The following is a 19,853-nucleotide window of genomic DNA, read 5'->3' as shown; positions in this document are numbered from 1 at the left end:
TTTTTTTATTTTAGTGATCTAATTCAATAAGTAAATCACCCGTTTGAATCGCATCACCATCGTTAACATATACTTTCTTCACTTTACCATTGAACGGCGCTTGAACTGTCGTTTCCATTTTCATCGCTTCTGTAATTGCCATAGAATCGCCTTTTTTCACTTCATCGCCTTCTTTTACAACTACTTTAATTACCGTTCCTGGCATCGTTGCACTAATATGATTTGGATTCTCACGGTTTCCTTTCACACGTTGTGCAACTGTTGCTTTTACACTCTCGTCTTTCACGATAATTTCACGTGGTTGACCGTTAAATTCCAAGTAAAGGACACGATTTCCATCCGGCTGAGGTTCTCCAATTGATACTAGTTTAACCATCAATGTTTTACCCTGTTCAATTTCTACATCAATTTCTTCACCTAGTCTCATACCATAGAAGAACGTCGGTGTATCAAGTACAGATACATTTCCATAAAGCTCAGCAACTTTTTCATAATCCATAAATACTTTTGGATATAAAGCATATGCAACTACATCAAAAATCGTTACTTCGCGTCCAAGTTTATGGAATAATTCTTCTTTTAACGCTTCGAAATCTACTGGCTCTAGTAATTCACCTGGTCTTACTGTTAATGGCTCTTTCCCTTTTAAAATAATCTTTTGTAATTCTTTCGGGAAACCACCGTACGGTTGACCTAAATCACCAGAGAACATTTCAACAACAGATCCTGGGAAGTCCATAGCATGTCCACGCTCTAAAACATCTTGTTCTGTCAGATGGTTTTGAACCATAAATAATGCCATATCACCAACAACTTTTGATGATGGCGTTACTTTTACAATATCTCCAAACATGTCATTCACACGGCGGTACATTACTTTCACTTCATCGAAGCGATCTCCTAAACCAACCGCCTTCGCTTGTTGCTGAAGATTACTATACTGCCCACCCGGCATTTCATGCATATATACCTCTGTATGAGGCGCATTCATACCACTTTCAAACGGTGCATAGTATTTGCGTACATCTTCCCAATAATGAGATAGTTTTTCTAAAGAATCTATATTAACATCTGGTTGTCTTTCGTTTCCACCTAATGCATAGTATAGCGTGTTCGCACTTGGTTGTGACGTTTGACCAGCCATAGAACTCACTGCTACATCGACGATATCAACACCCGCTTCAATTGCCTTCGTATACGTTAATATACCATTTCCACTCGTATCGTGCGTATGCAGGTGAATCGGAATCGACACTGTCTCTTTTAATGCAGAAACTAAATCATATGCTGCATTTGGTTTTAATAAGCCCGCCATATCTTTAATACCTAAAATGTGAGCTCCTGATGCTTCTAACTCTTTTGCTAAATTTTTATAGTAATTTAAATCATATTTACTACGCAGTGGATCATGGATATCCCCTGTGTAGCACATTGTTGCTTCTGCAATTTTACCAGTGTCTCGTACAGCGTCAATTGCAACTCTCATGCCTTCCACCCAGTTTAAGCTATCAAAAATACGGAATACATCAATGCCTGCTTGAGCAGAACATTCCACAAATTTTTGAATTAAATTATCTGGATAGTTTTTGTATCCAACTGCGTTTGAAGAACGAAGTAACATTTGGAATAAAACGTTCGGCATTTTTTCACGAAGATCTAGTAATCGTTCCCATGGATCTTCTTTTAAGAAACGATACGCAACATCAAACGTTGCACCGCCCCACATTTCCGCTGAGAATAGGTTCGGTAACATTCTCGCTGTTGGCTCCGCAATTTGATGTAAATCTTTTGTACGAATACGAGTTGCAAGTAATGACTGGTGTGCATCACGGAATGTTGTATCCGTTAAAAGTACACGTTTTTGATCCTGTACCCATTTTACTAATCCGTCTGCTCCACGCTCGTCCAAAATTTGTTTCGTTCCATTTTGGATTGGCTCTGAATGTTTTAAACATGGAATACGAGCATCTGGGAATATTGGTTTTTCTTTTTTACCTACTCCTGGGAAACCATTTACTGTTACTGTACCAATGTAATTTAACATTTTCGTTCCACGGTCTTTACGTTTCGGGAACAAGAACAATTCAGGTGACGCATCGATAAATGAAGTATCATATTCTCCTGATAAGAAGTTTTTATGTTTTACTACATTCTCTAGGAATGGAATATTTGTTTTAATACCACGAATACGGAATTCTTTTAAGTTACGTTCCATTTTTGCAGCAGCTTGCTCAAAAGTAAGTGCCCAAGTTGTAACTTTTACAAGTAAAGAATCGTAGTACGGTGTAATAACTGCACCTTGGAAGCTATTTCCTGTATCAAGACGTACACCAAAACCACCGCCTGATCGATACGCCATAATTTTTCCTGTATCCGGCATAAAATTATTTAGCGGATCTTCAGTTGTTACACGAGATTGAATTGCAAATCCATGTACAACTACTTCCTCTTGCTTCGGAACACCTACCATTTTGCTATGTAATGAATGTCCATCAGCTATTAAAATTTGTGATTGAACAATATCTACTCCCGTAATCATTTCTGTAATCGTATGTTCTACTTGAACACGTGGATTTACTTCAATAAAGTAAAACTCATCATCTTTTACAAGGAATTCTACTGTTCCTGCATTTAAATAATTTACATTTTTCGTTAACTTCACAGCAGCATCACAAATACGCTGACGCAGATCATCTGAAAGTGATACACTCGGTGCAATTTCTACAACTTTTTGATGACGACGTTGTACAGAACAGTCACGCTCGTATAAATGAACAACATTGCCTTCTTCATCTGCTAAAATTTGTACTTCTATATGTTTAGGTTTTTCAACGAATTTTTCGACGTAAACTTCATCATTACCAAAGGCTGCTTTCGCTTCTGATTTCGCTCGATTATATGATTCTCCTAATTCCTCACTAGTACGCACAATACGCATACCACGACCGCCACCCCCAAGGGATGCTTTAATAATAATCGGGTAATCATACTTTTCAGCAAATTTTTCGACTTCTTCTAATGAATTTACTGGACCATCACTACCAGGTATAACTGGAATTTGTGCTAGCTGCGCTTGTGTTCTTGCTTTCACTTTATCTCCAAACATATCTAAATGCTTACTTTTCGGACCGATAAAGATAATTCCTTCTTCTTCACAACGTTTAGCGAATTGAATATTTTCTGACAAGAAACCATATCCAGGGTGGATTGCATCTACATGATTACTTTTTGCAATCTCAATAATGCCTTCAATATCTAGATAAGCATCAATTGGTTTTTTTCCTTCCCCAACTAAATAGGACTCATCGGCTTTATAGCGATGATAAGAACCACTATCCTCTTTAGAATAGATTGCAACTGTTTTTAATCCAAGTTCCGAACAAGCTCGAAACACACGAATTGCAATCTCTCCACGGTTAGCTACCAATACTTTTTGAATACGTTGCAGCTTTGTCATGATTTTCCCCCTCTACTTTCCTACCACTCTAGAGATAAAATATATACACACCTTAAAAAGCGTGAAGTTCTTCACTTTCCACATTATATTATACTTAGAAAGCTTCACTTTATTTTTATCCATCATACCTTATTTTTTAACAAATGATAAGTTTTCTGTGCAATTTGTTTCACAAAAATAGTATAGCATACCTCTTCCTTTTCTAACAACTTAATTGTATATCACATTAAACTAAATGTGATATATTTTTTAACCGAAAAATACATTAATACATCACATTTAAAACTACTTAAAAATAAAAACACATCATGCTCTAAAGCACAATGTGTTTTTATTTTACAACTACAAGATGTGGTCCATTTTGTTCTTTTTCTTTCATTAATCCATTCTGTTGTTTCTCTTGTCGTTTCACGTGACTAGCAATATTGAGTAGTATCCCCATCGCAAGTAGATTAGCTAATAAAGAACTACCACCGTAACTGACAAACGGTAATGGTACTCCGGTAAGTGGTATTACTCCAGACATACCACCAACATTAATAAACGTTTGAACTCCAAACAAGCTTGCAATTCCGATAGCTATTAAACTTCCAAATGGATCTGTACACTTTTGTGCGACTCTAAATGATCGAATAATTATAAGCAATAAACAAATCAAAATGATTGCTACGCCTATAAAACCAAGTTCTTCCGATATAATTGCCATAATAAAATCCGTTTGTGGTTCTGGTAAATAACCATACTTTTGCACACTATTTCCTAATCCCCTACCATTAAGCCCTCCAGAAGCAATTCCAATAAATGAATTCACCAATTGGAATCCATCCTTTTGAGGATCATTAAACGGATCAAGGAAAACAGAAAAACGTGCCTTTTGATATGGATTTAATGCATAATTGCCAAGAAGATATAGTGCCGGAATCCATACTATAGAAGTTAAAGCAATTCGTTTAATCCATAAGTTAACCTGTACTCCCGAACAAAGGAACATAATTCCTACTGTTCCTGCAATTAACAAATCAGTACCTAAATCATTTTGCTTTAATATTAAAAACATGATTATACCAACACCAATGAGTACTGGACCTGACCCTTTGAAAACAGGTGTATTCGTTTCTTGTCTTTTCGCAAAAAAATGAGCTAATATGAGGATAACCGTTATCTTTACAAATTCCGCAGGCTGTATTCCAAATATCCATCCGTTTGCACCGTTTACTGACTTAGTGAAAAAGGCAGCTGCAGCTAATAAAGCAACACTAGCACCGTAACTCCCCAACAAAAAAATTCGTTTTCTCCAAACTTTATATGGGATAGTAGCAATAATTATTAATACTATTGTCCCAACAACTAAAGTAATTAATTGTCTTTTAAAAAAGAAATTTGCTGGTTTATCAAATCGCGAAATCGCAACAATGGAACTAGAACTATATACCATTATTACTCCCAGCACACATAAGATAACAAGAGGAAGTAACAATGAATAATCCATTGATTTCCATACTTTTTTCATTTCATTTCCTCTTTCTGTTTCAATTTAATTATTGTTGTATTCCATATGTACATTGATTCTTCCTGCTTTATTATACAAATAAAAAGCTCAAACTAATTTAGTTTGAGCCCCCTTATTTGAACCCGTTATTGTTGTTTGTTTGTAAATGCTTCATGAAGTGCAGATAACTCACGTTCGAGCTCACCTAACATTGCTTTCCCTTGTTCTTCTGCAATAAGACCAAGGCGAACTGCAAAATCGACCTCGCGGGATAGTCCAAACATTTGTGTGTCTAACACTTCTTCATATAATGGACATTGCGGCATTGTAAGATGGTCCATTTGCACCTTAATAAGTCTTAAAATCTTCTCTGCATCCGCTTGTAGAAGGGCTAGTGCCTTTTCCTGATGATTTGCTACTGTCTCAGACGCCAAATTGATTCCCTCCGTTTCCGTCCTACTCTCCTCTATCCTATCTATTAATATTAGCGATAGTTTTAATAAATTGCAATAGAAACATTTTTTGTGACAACAGTGTCTAATACTATTATACTGAAAAGTGGGAGTATAACACAAATGGGGGAACAACAATGAGCGAAATTTTATTTATTAACGGAAAAGTACGTTTTCCAATCACTATTGATCCAACTGTTTGGATCTTTGATGATCGAAAAGTAGATTTGACAACTTACTTTGATGAAACTAGAGAAAACACGTCTGAACTAGAAACTTATTTAAAAAACACTTCAGAACATTGGGATCGCGAAATCCGTGATGGTGCCGCTTTTCCTCCAATACAACAAAGTGTGAAGAAATATAAAAAAGAACAGCTGATTACTGGAACATTTGGTATACCATTTCATCCATTCCTTGCTAACGCTGAAATTTTAGAGGACGCTACGCAAGTTGAAATTGAAACGGTAGATCATACAATGACACTTCCATTAGAAACTGTCAAAAATGCTATACTAGGCTTTTCAAAAGAAGGAAAACCATTAAAAGAAGACGGGCCTGTTCATCTCTATTTCAACGATGGATCTAATCAACAAAATCCAATCCGTAACATCCGTAAATTTACAATTATTTAAAGAAAAGGAGTGAGCTTAAGCTCACTCCTTTTTACAATAAATCTGCTGCTAGTTGAGCTAAATTAGATCGCTCCCCTTTAACAAACTTCACATGACCACTAATACGCTGTTCTTTAAACTTCTCTACAACATACGTTAAGCCATTATTATATTCATCTAAATATGGGTGATCAATTTGCTGAGGATCTCCCATCAATACAATCTTACTCTTTTCCCCTACCCTAGTTAATATCGTCTTCACTTCATGCTTTGTTAAATTTTGTGCTTCGTCAATGATAATGAACTGATCTGGAATACTTCTCCCGCGTATATAAGTAAGGGCTTCTACTTCAATCGAACCCATTCCAGCTAAAATAGCATCTAACTCTCCTGGCTTTTTCGTATTAAATAAATACTCTAGGTTATCAAAAATTGGCTGCATCCATGGTCTTAATTTTTCTTCTTTTTCTCCTGGTAAATAACCGATATCTTTTCCGACTGGAACAATTGGTCTTGCCACAAGTAATTTTTTATATAACCCTAAGTCTTCTGTTTGCATAAGTCCCGAAGCTAACGCAAGTAACGTTTTTCCTGTGCCGGCTTTCCCCGTTAACGTTACAAGCGGAATATCTTCACGAAGCAACAATTCTAATCCCATAATTTGCTGCACGTTTCGTGGTCGTATCCCCCACACTTGTTCATTGTGAAAAATAAGTTTCTTTACCTTCTTCCCTAAGTGATCCACAATGCCAAGCGCAGAACTAGAGCCCCCTAATGCATCTTTCATTACTACAAATTGATTTGGGTAAAAAGGATGATTCGCAATTTCAGATAGAGGCAATTCACCTTTCTCATAAAAATAATCCAATTGTTCTTTTGATATATATCCTTCTAAAAAACCAGAATATATATTTTCTACTTCAATTACGCGATCACTTAAATAATCTTCAGCCTTCAAACCAATTGCATCAGCTTTTACCCTTACGAGTACATCTTTACTTACTAAAATAACAGACTTCCCGTCCTCTTTTTCCTGTTCTTCTAAAGATAGATTTTTTGCTACAGCTAAAATTCGATTATCATTTGTTTTTTCTACAAAAATATCTTGTAGTTGCACAAATGAACGATGGTTCAATTCAATACGAAATGTTCCGCCGTTTTCTAGCGGGATACTTTCATGCAGCTTTCCTATTTCACGAAATTTATCTATTAACTTAGATACATAACGAGCGTTTCTTCCTACTTCATCCATATAACGTTTTTTCGAATCAACCTCTTCTAATACAACTGCTGGAATCACTACTTCATTGGTTTCAAATGAAAAAATAGATAAAGGATCCTGCAAAAGTACATTCGTATCTAACACATAAATTTTATCCAACCTGTTACCCCCTGACTCCACTTTTAAATTTGTAGAACAAGGGTTTCATCCATAAAATACGGACGAACCATTGTTATAATTATATGTACCGTGTAAACGAGGTAGAATCGAAAATCATAGTCATTAAACCTTTTATTTATTCTTTATTCATTTCTATTCAATATATTACTTTTTATTATAATTATTAACGTTAAATCACAATAACCGACTACAAAAGTGAATAAACGAATTTCTTATTTAGCATCTTTATAATTCTCTTATCCCTACTAACACTTCGTTATCCAGCTTTTTCGCTGCCCGAAGATCATATGTTTTTTCATATGTTGGTTCAATTGCAAGTTTCGCTCCATAAAACATAACATCACGCACTTCTTGCACCTTTACTTCTATTACAGTTAATTTTAGAGAAATACCTTCCATTCTATCTGTCAAAATTTCACCTGCACCACTTATAGAAAATACGGATTCATTCGCCATTATAGTCAATACCACACCTGTATTATGACGTATATTTTCCACAATACGTGAACGTTGATCTACTGCAAATCGAATACTAGTTTCACTCACTGCATACACCCAAGAAATAGCACTTACGTTAGGAACTTGTTTTTCGAAATCTGTCGTTGCTATCATAACAATACACTCTTTACGCAACGTTTGTACTAAATCCTCTGTTAAGGTAGGCTCTACTACATTCGCCATATTTTCACCTCCAAATATACTTGGTATATCCTTATCATAACTTATTTTTTGAATTGCGAAAATATTATTTTTTCCCACTATTATTCAAAAACATTATACTTCCATGATATACTTATACTGATAGAATTCGTATTGAGGTGACGAAATGAGAGTCAAATGTATGATTTGTGATAAAAAAGATATGTTAGATGATGAAAATCCTATGGCAAAAAAACTGCGTAATCGCCCTATTCATACATATATGTGCATGGAATGTTCGGAACGAATTGCAGAGCGTACAATGGAACGTCATGCAAGTGGTAATTTCCGATTATATCGTGATAAAAAAATCGAAGATGATTGGTAAAATGTAAATAAGTCCTTACTCATATAGATAAGGACTTATTTATATTTTTCTGGTTCACGATTCATCTGATCCAAAAAACAATCAATGGCTTCTAACGGAAACCTTGCAGATTTCCGTTCTCCATTTATTTCATATGTAATTAAATACATTTCCTCGTTCTTTTCGACTTCCACATTTCTTAATTTATGTTCTTCATATACCATATTTTGAAATAACAAATATGTTTCTTTTGCAGCACTATCATCTGGACGTGCTTCCGCAACTGTTTTAATTGTTAACCAATTATATAGTGCATCTTGTACTGAACGCATGAAAACTCCCCTTTCTTATCCTGCTTTTTGTTGTTTCGCTTGACGCAAACGCAGTCTATAAATTCCAAGTACAATTGCCGCTACAACAAGTCCTTCTCCAACAGGTAAAAACACAGCAAAAAAGGTTAATACTGTGCATCCAATTGCTAATGATATGTATATCACAATATTTTTTAGTACAGACAACTTTCTAGCAAACCCTAAATTATAAACGAGAGCACTTAATATAATAATCGTCCCATAAAGTAACCACATTCCTAACTCTGGATTTTCATCTACCTTACACAATTTTGCAAAAAAAGACATCCTTTCTAACACACTCTTCCCCCCCTAGCAGTAAAATGCAATTTTCTTTATACACTTAATACAAGAGTAACTCGCAAAAAAAATACTGTCCACAAAAAAGAGTAAATATTCTAAAAAATAAACAAAATAAAAAAACAACGCCCTTTATAAAGGGCGTTGTTTTTTTATTTTTACGCTTCAACAGATTTCTTTTTCTTAGCAGCTCTTTCGCGCTCACTCTTATCAAGAATCTTTTTACGTAGACGAATTGATTCTGGAGTTACTTCACAGAACTCGTCATCGTTTAAGTACTCTAATGATTCTTCTAAAGTCATTAGGCGTGGTTTCTTCATTGTTGAAGTTTGATCTTTCGTCGCAGAACGAATGTTAGTTTGTTGTTTCATTTTCACAACGTTAACTGTTAAGTCGTTCTCACGAGTGTGTTCTCCGACAATCATACCAGCATATACTTCTGTACCTGGTTCAACGAAGATTACACCACGGTCTTCAACTTGCATAATACCGTATTGTGATGCTTTTCCTGTTTCAAGTGAAACTAGAACACCTTGGCGACGTCCACCAACTTGTCCAGCGTGTACTGGTTGGTAGCAATCGAATGTATGGTTTAAAATACCGTAACCACGAGTTAATGTTAAGAATTCTGTTGTGTAACCAATTAAACCACGTGCTGGAACCATGAAAGTAAGACGAACTTGACCGTTTCCGTTATTCACCATATCTAACATTTCACCTTTACGTGCACCCATAGATTCCATAATAGAACCAGTGTATTCTTCAGGTACATCGATTTGTACGCGCTCTACAGGCTCACATCTTACGCCATCAACTTCTTTAATGATTACTTCTGGCTTAGATACTTGTAATTCATAACCTTCACGACGCATGTTTTCAATTAAGATAGATAAATGTAGTTCCCCACGTCCAGATACGATCCACGCATCAGGAGAATCTGTATTATCTACACGTAAACTTACATCTGTTTCTAATTGTGAACGAAGACGCTCTTCAATTTTACGAGATGTAATGTATTTACCTTCACGACCTGCAAATGGGCTGTTATTTACAAGGAACGTCATTTGTAGTGTTGGCTCATCAATACGTAATAATGGTAACGCATCTTGATGTTCAACTGGACATACTGTTTCACCTACGTTAATGTCTTCCATACCAGAAACGGCTACTAAGTCCCCTGCTTTTGCTTCTTCAATTTCTTGACGTTTTAATCCCATGTAACCGAATAATTTCGTTACGCGGAATTGCTTCACGCTTCCGTCTACTTTCATTAAAGCAACTTGTTGTCCAACCTTCATTGTACCGCGGAATACGCGACCAACTCCAATACGTCCAACGTAGTCGTTGTAATCAAGAAGTGCTACTTGGAATTGAAGTGGCTCTTCGCTGTTATCAATTGGTGCTGGAATATGTTCGATAATTGTATCGAATAATGATTTCATATTCTCTTCTTGATTTGCTGGATTTGAATCTAAGCTTGCTGTTCCGTTCATTGCTGATGCAAATACAACTGGGAACTCTAATTGATCTTCGTTTGCACCAAGCTCAATGAATAAGTCGATTACTTCATCAACTACTTCATCTGGACGAGCGAAGTCACGGTCAATTTTGTTTACAACTACGATTGGAGTTAAGTTTTGCTCAAGAGCTTTCTTTAAAACAAATCGTGTTTGTGGCATACAACCTTCATATGCATCAACAACAAGTAAAACACCATCGACCATTTTCATGATACGTTCTACTTCTCCACCGAAGTCAGCGTGACCAGGTGTATCTAAAATGTTAATTCTTTTATCTTCATAGTGAATCGCTGTATTTTTCGCTAAAATTGTAATACCGCGTTCTCTTTCTAGATCATTTGAATCCATTGCGCGTTCTTCAACGTGTTCGTTCGCACGGAAAGTCCCCGCTTGACGTAATAACTGGTCAACAAGTGTTGTTTTACCATGGTCAACGTGGGCAATAATTGCTATATTACGTAAATCTTGTCGTTTTTTCAACATGTCCAACTCCTAATGTCTTTTTAATCCTTCTCTATTATAAGAGCGAAGGGGATACAATAGCAATTAAAATAAAAGCAAGAATGAAAATATAGTTGTATTCTTACTTTTGTGAAAGTAAAATGAGATTGGAGGGTGAAGAAATGGAACACATTCAATATCGCTTTTTATTAACTGCAATTATCGGTGTTATTTTCTTAATCGGTATCGGCATTATGATTGCTGAAAATAGTCCAATCGGTATTATTATTTGCATTATCGGCACATTTGTTACAGTTGGATACGGTTTTGTAACAAAAAGAAAAATGCGCAAATCACAATAACGCTAAAAAGTAAGAAGCTTATACACAGCCTCTTACTTTTTTTGTTGCTCTCATATAAACGATAACACTTCTTCATACACTCCTGGTTTTGCAACTAACACACTGCTCTTCTCTATGATAGAAAGTGGCGCTCCAGAGAATGTCGTCACCTTACCTCCAACTTCTTCTACAATTATCTGCCCTCCGCCAAAATCCCATGGTGATAATCTCGGCGTTACATATGCATCTATTCTTCCTGTTGCAACGTATACCATCTCTAACGCTGCACAGCCGTATGACCTTGTGCCCCTTGCTTTCTTAACAAGTGCCATCATACTTTCCATATTAAGCAATGGATTATCTGTAAGCCATATCGCATTTAAAGCTACAATACCTTGCTCTACAGTTCCTTTTTCCAATGGAGGAATTGATATATCATTACAAAAAGCTCCAGATCCCTTGACTGCATGATATAGTTCATCATGCACTGGATCATATATAAGTCCAATCTTTCCGATACCGTTCTCATAAATCCCAATTGAAATCGCAAAATTTCTTTTTTGATGAACAAAGTTCATCGTGCCGTCAATTGGATCAATTAACCAAACAACCCCGTCAGAAGACGTTATCTCGTCTCCATAACCCTCTTCTCCTAAAATATTATGATTCGGGAATGTTTCTTTAATTTTCCCAATTAAAAACTGTTCTATCTCTCGGTCCATATTTGTAACTAAGTCAGCTGCATTTGATTTTGTTTCTATAATAAGTGCTTTTTTCATTGATGCCATTAAATGCTCTCCTGCATCCCGAATCCACCGTTTGGCGTGTGCATCGATGTCTTTCCATACTTCTTGCATGTTTAAACACTCCGATCTATACTGTTCACAGAAAAAACGAACCCTTTATAAGGTTCGCACCAACTAATTTTTTATACATATACTATTATTACGCTTCTAAACGAATCATTTCAAGTCTTAACACTTCTAACTTTTGTACACACTCTTCTTTTTTCTGGTTATCATCTTCCATCATCGCATCATATAAAGTTGCTAATTCATAATCTAGCTCCAAACGTAGCACCGGTATTCTCTTTTCAGCATCTGTTCTCTTTAACGCATTAATCACCTGTCTCATATTATTTGCCTCCTCCCAATATTCGTCTGCCCTCGGACTAGAATTAATTCAATTTTCTGATTTTTTGTTTTATACTATACTATGTTGGATAAATCATCTATGCAACAAAATTATATTTTTTTATTTAAATTTTTTTGTGCTGTTTTTTTTATGAATAGTACAAGCTATGCTAAAATAAAAGCAAAATAGGAGTTGGAGGAACAATCATGACAATACAAACATTCAAGTCAACTGATTTTGATGTCTTTACAGTTGATGGTCTCGAAGAACGAATGAGTGCAATTAAAACGAACATTCATCCTAAGCTAGAAGCTTTAGGGGAACAATTTGCAGAATACTTATCCAAACAAACTGATGAGAACTTTTTTTATCATGTTGCAAAACACGCACGCCGCAAAGTCAATCCACCAAACGATACTTGGGTTGCTTTTTCAACAAATAAACGAGGATATAAAATGCTACCGCATTTCCAAATCGGCTTATGGGGTACTCATGCCTTCATATACTTTGGTTTAATCTATGAGTGTCCACAAAAAGTTGAGACGGCTCATGCCTTCTTAGAACATTTAAATGATTTAAAAACAAATATTCCAAATGACTTCGTTTGGTCCATTGACCATACTAAACCAAGTGTGAAATTACATAAAACACTTGAAACCGAAGACTTACAAAAGATGATTGAACGATTAGCTACTGTAAAAAAAGCAGAATTATTAGTTGGTATTCATATATCACCAGAGGAGTTTTCAGCAATGACCAACGAACAATTCCTTGCTAAGATTGAATCTACGATGCAATCACTCCTTCCTTTATATGCACTTTGTAATCGATAGTAGAAAACGGACAATTTATATTGTCCGTTTTTAGTTGTTATCACATTATATCACTTCAGTTTTTATTTTTCAAAATATTTTTTACATTTTTACAAGCTTTTGTTCTTCGACTTCTTTTGCCCTTTGAATAGCACGATATATAGAGTATCCACTTACCTCTTGAAATTCTTTATCAATTTTCTTTTCTTCTGCTTTCGATGGAACAATCTCTTTAAAACGACGATATAAACCCATTAACTCTTCTCTTATAATTCCTTTTTCATAAGCTTTCTCAATCGCTTCATAAAACTTCACCATTGTAACCATTTCCTCATTTGACCAATCATAATCTAACGGATATTGATATTCCATTTTGCACCTCATTTATCATTTCTTCTTGTTTCATTATGCTATCTTAAAGAGAATATTTTATTCTTCATTATAGCCACTCTGCATTATACACTATTTATTCATTTTAATGGAATTGTCTTCCTCTATTCATTAGTTGAGGCTAACTATTAAACATACTCACCTTAAAAAGATTTTTTTCTATACATCTATAATTATTGGTGATATAATGCTTTTGTTTTATAGAAAATAAAGTGAAGCTACCATCTCAAAAACGATTTTTTGAATGGCAGAAAAACAAGCCTTATTCTAAAAAGGGCTACACTTTTTTAGAGCAGGATTATATAAAACAAATTACACTAAATATTATGAAGAAGAAGGGGTGTATAGATTGTCCCAATACGAAACACCATTGTTTACCGCTTTAGTTGAGCACAGTAAGCGAAATCCAATTCAATTCCATATTCCTGGTCATAAAAAAGGACAGGGCATGGATCCTACATTTCGCGAATTTATTGGGCATAATGCATTAGCAATTGATTTAATTAATATTGCGCCACTCGATGATTTACATCATCCAAAAGGTATGATTAAAGAAGCACAAGATTTAGCAGCAGCCGCATTCGGTGCAGATCATACTTTCTTTTCTATTCAAGGTACAAGTGGCGCTATTATGACAATGGTGATGAGCGTTTGCGGTCCTGGTGACAAAATCCTAGTACCACGAAACGTGCATAAATCAGTAATGTCAGCTATTATTTTCTCAGGTGCAAAACCGATTTTCATGCATCCTGAAATCGATCCGAAGCTCGGTATTTCTCATGGAATCACAATTCAATCTGTCAAAAAAGCACTTGAAGAGCACTCAGATGCAAAGGGCTTACTTGTTATTAACCCAACGTACTTTGGGTTTGCTGCAGACTTAGAACAGATTGTACAATTAGCACATTCTTATGACATCCCTGTACTAGTCGACGAAGCTCATGGTGTTCATATTCATTTTCACGATGAATTACCTATGTCAGCGATGCAAGCTGGTGCGGATATGGCAGCAACAAGTGTTCACAAATTAGGAGGCTCTTTAACTCAAAGTTCTATTCTTAATGTGAAAGAAGGCTTAGTGAATGTAAAGCATGTCCAATCTATTATTAGCATGCTTACAACCACATCAACTTCTTACATCTTGTTAGCATCCCTTGATGTTGCGAGAAAACGTCTTGCTACAGAAGGAACAGCACTCATAGAACAAACAATACAATTAGCTGAGCATGTTCGTGATGCTATAAATTCTATTGAGCATCTTTACTGTCCTGGAAAAGAAATGTTAGGTACAGATGCTACCTTTAACTATGATCCTACAAAGATAATTGTATCTGTAAAAGATTTAGGTATTACCGGCCACCAAGCTGAAGTATGGCTTAGAGAGCAATATAACATTGAAGTAGAACTCTCAGATCTATACAACATACTATGTCTTATCACTTTGGGAGATACAGAAAGTGATACAAATACACTTATTGCAGCATTACAAGATTTAGCAGCAACATTTAGAAATAGGGCAGATAAAGGTGTTCAAGTACAAGTAGAGATTCCAGAAATTCCAGTGCTAGCACTTTCTCCTCGAGATGCTTTTTATTCGGAAACAGAAGTCATTCCATTTGAAAATGCAGCGGGTCGTATTATAGCTGATTTTGTTATGGTTTATCCGCCAGGGATTCCAATCTTTACTCCGGGGGAAATTATTACACAAGAAAACTTAGAGTATATTCGTAAAAACTTAGAAGCAGGTTTACCTGTACAAGGTCCTGAAGATATGACATTACAAACATTACGTGTTATTAAAGAGTACAAGCCTATCAGTTGATAGGCTTTTTTTTCACCTTTTTTCCTTTTCTTCATACGATACTTAAGAATGTAACGTATAGGTGGGGATACTATTATGATTGTAATAGGCCGTTCTATTGTACATCCTTATATTACAAATGAATACGAGCCATTTGCAGCAGAGAAACAACAAATTTTATCAATAATGGCAGGAAATCAAGAAGTTTATTCCTTCCGAACAGCTGATGAACTCAGCTTTGATCTCAATTTACGAGTTAATATTATTATCTCTGCACTAGAGCTTTTTCAAAGTGGATTTCAGTTTCGTACATTTCAGCAATCCTTTTGCAACCCCCAGTATTGGAAAAGAACGTCTCTTGGAGGATTCGAGCTTCTTCCAAACATACCACCTTCTATTGCCATACAGGATATTTTCAAAAACGGAAAACTATATGGAACTGAATGCGCAACCGCTATGATCATTATTTTTTATAAAGCTTTACTATCATTGTATGAGGAAGAAACTTTCAATCGTCTATTTGCAAACCTTTTACTTTATACATGGGACTACGACCAAGATCTAAGGCTCATAACAAAAAACGGTGGCGATCTTGTTCCAGGTGACCTCGTTTACTTTAAAAACCCACAAGTAAATCCAGCTACGATTGAATGGCAAGGAGAAAATACAATCTATTTAGGAAATTTCTTTTTTTACGGGCATGGCGTAGGTGTAAAAACAAAAGAAGAAATTATTTATTCATTAAATGAACGACGAGTCCCTTACGCTTTTATTTCAGCTTTCTTGACCGATACTATTACCCGTATCGATAGTCGTATAATGAGCCAATACGCTTCTTCTAGTACACCACAGACCTCCATAAGCTTTATTCCGATTAGGGATGATGCAATCGTTGCAACAGTTGGTCAAACAACTACAATTTATTAAAAAAGCGCCTACACATGTAGGCGCTTTTTCTTATTATTAAGCTTTTGTATGTTCTTTATGGTCACATTCGCAATGAGATCCACATTTCCCGTATAGTACTGTTGATTTTTCATCTTCAAAATGTCCAATTGTTCCTTCACATACTTGGCATACGATTGTTCCCATTTTCATTTCCCCCTGAGTTTCAATAGTAATCTATTTATTTATCATTAAGCTTTCGCATTATCTTTTCTAGCACAGTCACAATTTGTTCCGCATTTTCCGTAAAGTACCGTCGTTTTCTCATCTTCAAAATGTCCGATTGTTCCTTCACATACTTGGCATACGATTGTTCCCATTTTTCATTTCCCCCTAAGTTTATGGTCCTAAAAACTTTTAGCTGTCCATTTCCTATCAATTATTGGGCTTTTGTATGCTCTGTGTGATCACATCCGCAAGATCCACATTTCCCGTAAAGTACCGTTACTTTCTCATCTTCGAAGTGTGCAATTGTACCTTCACAATCTTGACATACGATTGTTCCCATTTTTCATTTCCCCCTAAGTTTATAATCCCAAAAACTTTTTGTAACCGCTTAACTTTCTGTCTTTATTTTAATATGTTATACTTTTTACGTCAATAGGTTTTTAGTATAACACATTAAATATTTTAAATTTAAATTAGTATGCGATATTCAAATAAAAAACAGCCATATTTATAAGTACGACTGTTTCACATTAATTATTCTTCATATTCCGCATGTAAAGAAGTTGACGGAACTAGAAATTTGAAAAACTGAGCTAACTCCTTTGCTTCCTCTTCTGATCCTAATTTAAAAATCTCCTGTATATATTGAACATTCTCTACATCATCTCGTCCGAGTAAAGTAGACCTTCCTGTTTGCATACAAACAATGAGCGGCTTTCCAAAAAACATATTTGTATAAATAACACCAAAATCATAACGTGTATCATGTGTCATAAACCCTAAAAATCGTACCTTCACACTTTCATGCTCATCATACAATTTTTCAAACATTGGTTTCCACCTTTCTACATCACGTTTCATTAATAGTATATTAAACAAAACATGTAATACTCCTTTTAATTGTCAAAAAATTCAGTAGGATGTAGAATGATAGTATTCTACTAAGTTAGGGGGAACTTATATGCAACACGCCTTTATTACGCTTGTACCGAAATCCAACCAACAATCAGTTTCAATAGATGATATAAAACAACTTTTTCATTATTATAAAACAGTTACTTCTAAAACTGGTGCCCAAATTAATTACACGTATACAAATACCGCTTTTCCTTATGAAATTTTAGATACATCTACAACAACATTAAAACTTCAATCCAATCACGACCGGTATGACTCAATTTATATTGGTGTTGGTATAGAAAATGAACAATCTTTCATCCAAGTTTCTTTACCACCTAATGCAACATTTGGTGACAAAGGGAAAGCAAATGAATTTTGCCGTTTTTTAGCGAAGAAATTAGAAGGAGAGTTACAATTATTTAATGGAAGAACAATGTATTTTTATAAACGCTAATTTAAAAAATAGATAATATGATTAAAAATAATATACAATTCGAACATGTAAGAAATAAAGCTTGCTTTCTTACGTGCAATACAAAATATGCTATTACATAGGCTAAATATAGAAATACGAAAAAAAGAATAACTTTATAATGAAACTTATCACCATTCGATAATCTTAATACAGTGGAAAAGCCACTCCATAGTAGTAAATGATAAAATATAACATGTAATATTTTCATGGAACCTTCTCCTTTGACATGCTCTATTTTATTAATATATGGGGTTACGTTTGAATCAATTACATATTATAGGATGATATATATTACCTTTGAAGTAAGTTAAGCCGGAATCATTTGTTAAAGTATTATATATTCATTCGACAAGTACGTTTAAAGACCTTGCAAGTCATTTGATGAAAATAAAAATAGCCCCTCTCTTACAATAAGAGAAGGGCTATTTACATTACTTAAATTATTTTACAATGTGAATTGGCATTCCAAGAGCAACTTCAGCTGCTTCCATTGTGATTTCACCTAATGTTGGGTGAGCATGGATTGTTTGAGCGATATCTTCAGCTGTCATTCCAGCTTCGATAGCTAAACCAATCTCAGAGATAATATCAGAAGCACCTGCACCTGCAACTTGAGCACCTACAAGAAGACCATCTTCTTTACGTGTTACAAGTTGTAAGAAACCGTCAGTGCTGTTTAATGATAATGCACGACCGTTAGCAGCGAATGGGAACTTAGATACAGTTACAGTCATTCCAGCTTCTTCAGCTTGTTTTTTAGTGTAACCAACAGATGCTAATTCTGGATCAGTGAAGCATACTGCAGGAATTCCGATGTAATCGATAGCTGATGCATGGCCACTAATTGCTTCTACAGCTACTTTACCTTCGTAAGAAGCTTTGTGAGCTAATGGTGGTCCAGGAACGATATCACCGATTGCATAGATGTTTGGTACATTTGTACGACATTGCTCATCGATTTCGATGATGCCGCGGTCAGTCATTTTAACTCCAACTTGCTCAAGACCGATTTCTTGAGTGTTTGGACGACGACCTACAGTTACTAATACGTAATCTGCTTCTACAGTTTGGATTTCACCTTTAACCTCAAAGCTAACTTTTACGCCAGTTTCTGTCTCTTCAACGCCTTTAGCCATAGCTTTTGTATGGATATTTACGTTACCTTTTTTCTGTAGAGCGCGTTTAACAACAGAGCTCATAGCTTTTTCGAAACCAGCTAAGATTTCGTCGCCAGCTTCTACTACAGTAACTTCTGTACCGAAGTTAGCATATGCAGTACCTAATTCCATACCGATGTAACCGCCGCCGATTACAACAAGTTTTTTAGGAATTTCAGGTAAGCTTAAAGCACCTGTAGAGTTGATAACACGTTTAGAGTATTTGAATCCTGGAATTTCGATTGGTGTAGAACCAGTTGCAAGAACAGCATTTTTAAACGTATAAGTTTGAGCTGCATCTTCAGTCATAACGCGTAATGTATTAGCATCTACGAAGTAAGCTTCACCGCGAATGATTTCAACTTTGTTACCTTTAAGAAGGCCTTCAACACCGCCAGTTAATTTCTTAACTACGCCGTTTTTCCATTCTTGAACTTTTGTAAAGTCAACTTTTACGTTTTCTGCAGTAATACCCATGTCATCAGAATGCATTGCATTCTCATAACGATGACCTGCATTGATTAACGCTTTTGAAGGAATACATCCAACGTTTAAGCATACGCCACCAAGGTTAGCTTTTTCAATGATTGCTACCTTTTGACCTAATTGTGCTGCACGAATTGCCGCAACGTATCCACCAGGACCTGCACCAACAACGACTGTATCTAATTCAATTGGGAAATCTCCTACTACCATTGT

The 19,853-nt window shown here is 35.5% G+C and carries 24 protein-coding genes; 7 read left to right on the top strand and 17 right to left on the bottom strand.

Annotated elements, in window-relative coordinates; genetic code table 11:
* Positions 1 to 10: 10 nt before the first annotated feature.
* The 3 genes from pyc to ACTFRM_RS17840 form a co-directional block, all read right to left on the bottom strand.
* Positions 11 to 3,457, bottom strand: coding sequence for a pyruvate carboxylase (gene pyc, locus ACTFRM_RS17850; RefSeq protein ID WP_000164087.1), 3,447 nt, complete (start codon positions 3,455 to 3,457; stop codon positions 11 to 13).
* A gap of 331 nt (positions 3,458 to 3,788) precedes the next feature.
* A complete protein-coding gene (locus ACTFRM_RS17845) occupies positions 3,789 to 4,967 on the bottom strand; it encodes an FtsW/RodA/SpoVE family cell cycle protein (RefSeq protein WP_000758402.1) in 1,179 nt (392 codons plus the stop codon).
* 125 nt (positions 4,968 to 5,092) lie between these two features.
* Positions 5,093 to 5,380: a YlaN family protein gene (locus ACTFRM_RS17840; RefSeq protein ID WP_000135694.1), complete on the bottom strand. Its 288-nt coding sequence runs from the start codon at positions 5,378 to 5,380 to the stop codon at positions 5,093 to 5,095.
* Positions 5,381 to 5,535: 155 nt separating this feature from the next.
* On the opposite strand from ACTFRM_RS17840, the gene ACTFRM_RS17835 reads away from it, so the two are divergent.
* On the top strand, positions 5,536 to 6,033 hold the full coding sequence (locus ACTFRM_RS17835) for a hypothetical protein (RefSeq protein WP_001289809.1): 498 nt from the start codon (positions 5,536 to 5,538) through the stop codon (positions 6,031 to 6,033).
* A gap of 31 nt (positions 6,034 to 6,064) precedes the next feature.
* On the opposite strand, the gene ACTFRM_RS17830 is transcribed toward ACTFRM_RS17835, so the two are convergent.
* Together ACTFRM_RS17830 and ACTFRM_RS17825 are read right to left on the bottom strand one after the other, a co-directional pair.
* The gene (locus ACTFRM_RS17830; protein WP_000358083.1) at positions 6,065 to 7,393 is read right to left on the bottom strand and encodes a PhoH family protein; all 1,329 of its coding nucleotides are present in this window, start codon (positions 7,391 to 7,393) and stop codon (positions 6,065 to 6,067) included.
* Between the two features lie 246 nt (positions 7,394 to 7,639).
* Positions 7,640 to 8,095 (bottom strand): pyridoxamine 5'-phosphate oxidase family protein, encoded by a 456-nt coding sequence (locus ACTFRM_RS17825; RefSeq protein WP_000024593.1) that lies wholly within the window; start codon positions 8,093 to 8,095, stop codon positions 7,640 to 7,642.
* Between the two features lie 145 nt (positions 8,096 to 8,240).
* Between ACTFRM_RS17825 and ACTFRM_RS17820 the strand changes: the two genes are divergently transcribed.
* Positions 8,241 to 8,441: a YlaI family protein gene (locus tag ACTFRM_RS17820; protein ID WP_002082250.1), complete on the top strand. Its 201-nt coding sequence runs from the start codon at positions 8,241 to 8,243 to the stop codon at positions 8,439 to 8,441.
* Positions 8,442 to 8,476: 35 nt separating this feature from the next.
* Here the strand turns inward: ACTFRM_RS17820 and ACTFRM_RS17815 are convergent, their stop codons facing one another.
* The 3 genes from ACTFRM_RS17815 to typA all read right to left on the bottom strand — a co-directional run bounded on the left by ACTFRM_RS17815 (position 8,477) and on the right by typA (position 11,073).
* Positions 8,477 to 8,752, bottom strand: coding sequence for a hypothetical protein (locus ACTFRM_RS17815; RefSeq protein ID WP_001258151.1), 276 nt, complete (start codon positions 8,750 to 8,752; stop codon positions 8,477 to 8,479).
* 15 nt (positions 8,753 to 8,767) lie between these two features.
* Positions 8,768 to 9,070 (bottom strand): YlaH-like family protein, encoded by a 303-nt coding sequence (locus ACTFRM_RS17810; protein WP_000893662.1) that lies wholly within the window; start codon positions 9,068 to 9,070, stop codon positions 8,768 to 8,770.
* 158 nt (positions 9,071 to 9,228) lie between these two features.
* The gene (typA, locus tag ACTFRM_RS17805; protein WP_000914762.1) at positions 9,229 to 11,073 is read right to left on the bottom strand and encodes a translational GTPase TypA; all 1,845 of its coding nucleotides are present in this window, start codon (positions 11,071 to 11,073) and stop codon (positions 9,229 to 9,231) included.
* 140 nt (positions 11,074 to 11,213) lie between these two features.
* On the opposite strand from typA, the gene ACTFRM_RS17800 reads away from it, so the two are divergent.
* A complete protein-coding gene (locus ACTFRM_RS17800; protein ID WP_000400127.1) occupies positions 11,214 to 11,393 on the top strand; it encodes a DUF5325 family protein in 180 nt (59 codons plus the stop codon).
* A 50-nt stretch (positions 11,394 to 11,443) separates the two neighbouring features.
* On the opposite strand, the gene ACTFRM_RS17795 is transcribed toward ACTFRM_RS17800, so the two are convergent.
* Both ACTFRM_RS17795 and ACTFRM_RS17790 read right to left on the bottom strand, forming a co-directional pair.
* Positions 11,444 to 12,229 (bottom strand): inositol monophosphatase family protein, encoded by a 786-nt coding sequence (locus tag ACTFRM_RS17795; protein WP_001158701.1) that lies wholly within the window; start codon positions 12,227 to 12,229, stop codon positions 11,444 to 11,446.
* Positions 12,230 to 12,317: 88 nt separating this feature from the next.
* Positions 12,318 to 12,506 carry a hypothetical protein gene (locus tag ACTFRM_RS17790; protein ID WP_001250165.1) on the bottom strand — a complete coding sequence of 63 codons (189 nt, stop codon included), beginning with the start codon at positions 12,504 to 12,506 and terminating at the stop codon, positions 12,318 to 12,320.
* 206 nt (positions 12,507 to 12,712) lie between these two features.
* Here ACTFRM_RS17790 and ACTFRM_RS17785 point away from each other — a divergent pair, with 206 nt between their 5' ends.
* A complete protein-coding gene (locus ACTFRM_RS17785; RefSeq protein WP_000155317.1) occupies positions 12,713 to 13,339 on the top strand; it encodes a YktB family protein in 627 nt (208 codons plus the stop codon).
* Positions 13,340 to 13,420: 81 nt separating this feature from the next.
* Here the strand turns inward: ACTFRM_RS17785 and ACTFRM_RS17780 are convergent, their stop codons facing one another.
* Positions 13,421 to 13,690, bottom strand: coding sequence for a UPF0223 family protein (locus ACTFRM_RS17780; RefSeq protein WP_000456562.1), 270 nt, complete (start codon positions 13,688 to 13,690; stop codon positions 13,421 to 13,423).
* Positions 13,691 to 14,057: 367 nt separating this feature from the next.
* Here ACTFRM_RS17780 and speA point away from each other — a divergent pair, with 367 nt between their 5' ends.
* Both speA and ACTFRM_RS17770 read left to right on the top strand, forming a co-directional pair.
* Positions 14,058 to 15,530, top strand: a complete 1,473-nt coding sequence (gene speA / locus ACTFRM_RS17775; protein ID WP_000084899.1) for an arginine decarboxylase — start codon at positions 14,058 to 14,060, stop codon at positions 15,528 to 15,530.
* Positions 15,531 to 15,605: 75 nt separating this feature from the next.
* Positions 15,606 to 16,436, top strand: coding sequence for a protein-glutamine gamma-glutamyltransferase (locus tag ACTFRM_RS17770; RefSeq protein ID WP_173600353.1), 831 nt, complete (start codon positions 15,606 to 15,608; stop codon positions 16,434 to 16,436).
* Positions 16,437 to 16,472: 36 nt separating this feature from the next.
* Here the strand turns inward: ACTFRM_RS17770 and ACTFRM_RS17765 are convergent, their stop codons facing one another.
* From ACTFRM_RS17765 to ACTFRM_RS17750, 4 genes are all read right to left on the bottom strand, one after another.
* Positions 16,473 to 16,601, bottom strand: a complete 129-nt coding sequence (locus tag ACTFRM_RS17765) for a GapA-binding peptide SR1P (RefSeq protein WP_000536796.1) — start codon at positions 16,599 to 16,601, stop codon at positions 16,473 to 16,475.
* Between the two features lie 44 nt (positions 16,602 to 16,645).
* Positions 16,646 to 16,774, bottom strand: a complete 129-nt coding sequence (locus ACTFRM_RS17760) for a GapA-binding peptide SR1P (RefSeq protein ID WP_000536803.1) — start codon at positions 16,772 to 16,774, stop codon at positions 16,646 to 16,648.
* Positions 16,775 to 16,833: 59 nt separating this feature from the next.
* Positions 16,834 to 16,962 carry a GapA-binding peptide SR1P gene (locus ACTFRM_RS17755; RefSeq protein WP_000536778.1) on the bottom strand — a complete coding sequence of 43 codons (129 nt, stop codon included), beginning with the start codon at positions 16,960 to 16,962 and terminating at the stop codon, positions 16,834 to 16,836.
* A 194-nt stretch (positions 16,963 to 17,156) separates the two neighbouring features.
* Positions 17,157 to 17,453, bottom strand: a complete 297-nt coding sequence (locus tag ACTFRM_RS17750) for a DUF3055 domain-containing protein (RefSeq protein ID WP_000462038.1) — start codon at positions 17,451 to 17,453, stop codon at positions 17,157 to 17,159.
* A 130-nt stretch (positions 17,454 to 17,583) separates the two neighbouring features.
* Between ACTFRM_RS17750 and ACTFRM_RS17745 the strand changes: the two genes are divergently transcribed.
* The gene (locus tag ACTFRM_RS17745; RefSeq protein WP_001163299.1) at positions 17,584 to 17,976 is read left to right on the top strand and encodes a DUF1885 family protein; all 393 of its coding nucleotides are present in this window, start codon (positions 17,584 to 17,586) and stop codon (positions 17,974 to 17,976) included.
* Between the two features lies 1 nt (position 17,977).
* Here the strand turns inward: ACTFRM_RS17745 and ACTFRM_RS17740 are convergent, their stop codons facing one another.
* The gene (locus ACTFRM_RS17740; protein WP_102955933.1) at positions 17,978 to 18,205 is read right to left on the bottom strand and encodes a hypothetical protein; all 228 of its coding nucleotides are present in this window, start codon (positions 18,203 to 18,205) and stop codon (positions 17,978 to 17,980) included.
* A gap of 232 nt (positions 18,206 to 18,437) precedes the next feature.
* Positions 18,438 to 19,850, bottom strand: a complete 1,413-nt coding sequence (lpdA, locus tag ACTFRM_RS17735; protein ID WP_000260104.1) for a dihydrolipoyl dehydrogenase — start codon at positions 19,848 to 19,850, stop codon at positions 18,438 to 18,440.
* Positions 19,851 to 19,853 lie beyond the last annotated feature (3 nt).

It is taken from the genome of Bacillus cereus group sp. MYBK227-1, from assembly GCF_051916325.1.
In the GTDB taxonomy this organism is placed as follows: domain Bacteria; phylum Bacillota; class Bacilli; order Bacillales; family Bacillaceae_G; genus Bacillus_A; species Bacillus_A cereus.
This window is presented reverse-complemented; position numbering and strand designations above follow the sequence as displayed.

Excerpts from the sequence above, each read along its gene's own strand:
- pyc (WP_000164087.1), bottom strand. The coding sequence starts at position 3,457 with ATGACAAAGCTGCAACGTATTCAAAAAGTATTGGTAGCTAACCGTGGA.
- ACTFRM_RS17845 (WP_000758402.1), bottom strand. The coding sequence starts at position 4,967 with ATGAAAAAAGTATGGAAATCAATGGATTATTCATTGTTACTTCCTCTT.
- ACTFRM_RS17835 (WP_001289809.1), top strand. The coding sequence starts at position 5,536 with ATGAGCGAAATTTTATTTATTAACGGAAAAGTACGTTTTCCAATCACT.
- ACTFRM_RS17825 (WP_000024593.1), bottom strand. The coding sequence starts at position 8,095 with ATGGCGAATGTAGTAGAGCCTACCTTAACAGAGGATTTAGTACAAACG.
- ACTFRM_RS17820 (WP_002082250.1), top strand. The coding sequence starts at position 8,241 with ATGAGAGTCAAATGTATGATTTGTGATAAAAAAGATATGTTAGATGAT.
- ACTFRM_RS17815 (WP_001258151.1), bottom strand. The coding sequence starts at position 8,752 with ATGCGTTCAGTACAAGATGCACTATATAATTGGTTAACAATTAAAACA.
- typA (WP_000914762.1), bottom strand. The coding sequence starts at position 11,073 with ATGTTGAAAAAACGACAAGATTTACGTAATATAGCAATTATTGCCCAC.
- ACTFRM_RS17800 (WP_000400127.1), top strand. The coding sequence starts at position 11,214 with ATGGAACACATTCAATATCGCTTTTTATTAACTGCAATTATCGGTGTT.
- ACTFRM_RS17795 (WP_001158701.1), bottom strand. The coding sequence starts at position 12,229 with ATGCAAGAAGTATGGAAAGACATCGATGCACACGCCAAACGGTGGATT.
- ACTFRM_RS17790 (WP_001250165.1), bottom strand. The coding sequence starts at position 12,506 with ATGAGACAGGTGATTAATGCGTTAAAGAGAACAGATGCTGAAAAGAGA.
- ACTFRM_RS17785 (WP_000155317.1), top strand. The coding sequence starts at position 12,713 with ATGACAATACAAACATTCAAGTCAACTGATTTTGATGTCTTTACAGTT.
- ACTFRM_RS17780 (WP_000456562.1), bottom strand. The coding sequence starts at position 13,690 with ATGGAATATCAATATCCGTTAGATTATGATTGGTCAAATGAGGAAATG.
- ACTFRM_RS17770 (WP_173600353.1), top strand. The coding sequence starts at position 15,606 with ATGATTGTAATAGGCCGTTCTATTGTACATCCTTATATTACAAATGAA.
- ACTFRM_RS17765 (WP_000536796.1), bottom strand. The coding sequence starts at position 16,601 with ATGGGAACAATCGTATGCCAAGTATGTGAAGGAACAATTGGACATTTT.
- ACTFRM_RS17760 (WP_000536803.1), bottom strand. The coding sequence starts at position 16,774 with ATGGGAACAATCGTATGCCAAGTATGTGAAGGAACAATCGGACATTTT.
- ACTFRM_RS17755 (WP_000536778.1), bottom strand. The coding sequence starts at position 16,962 with ATGGGAACAATCGTATGTCAAGATTGTGAAGGTACAATTGCACACTTC.
- ACTFRM_RS17750 (WP_000462038.1), bottom strand. The coding sequence starts at position 17,453 with ATGTTTGAAAAATTGTATGATGAGCATGAAAGTGTGAAGGTACGATTT.
- ACTFRM_RS17745 (WP_001163299.1), top strand. The coding sequence starts at position 17,584 with ATGCAACACGCCTTTATTACGCTTGTACCGAAATCCAACCAACAATCA.
- ACTFRM_RS17740 (WP_102955933.1), bottom strand. The coding sequence starts at position 18,205 with ATGAAAATATTACATGTTATATTTTATCATTTACTACTATGGAGTGGC.
- lpdA (WP_000260104.1), bottom strand. The coding sequence starts at position 19,850 with ATGGTAGTAGGAGATTTCCCAATTGAATTAGATACAGTCGTTGTTGGT.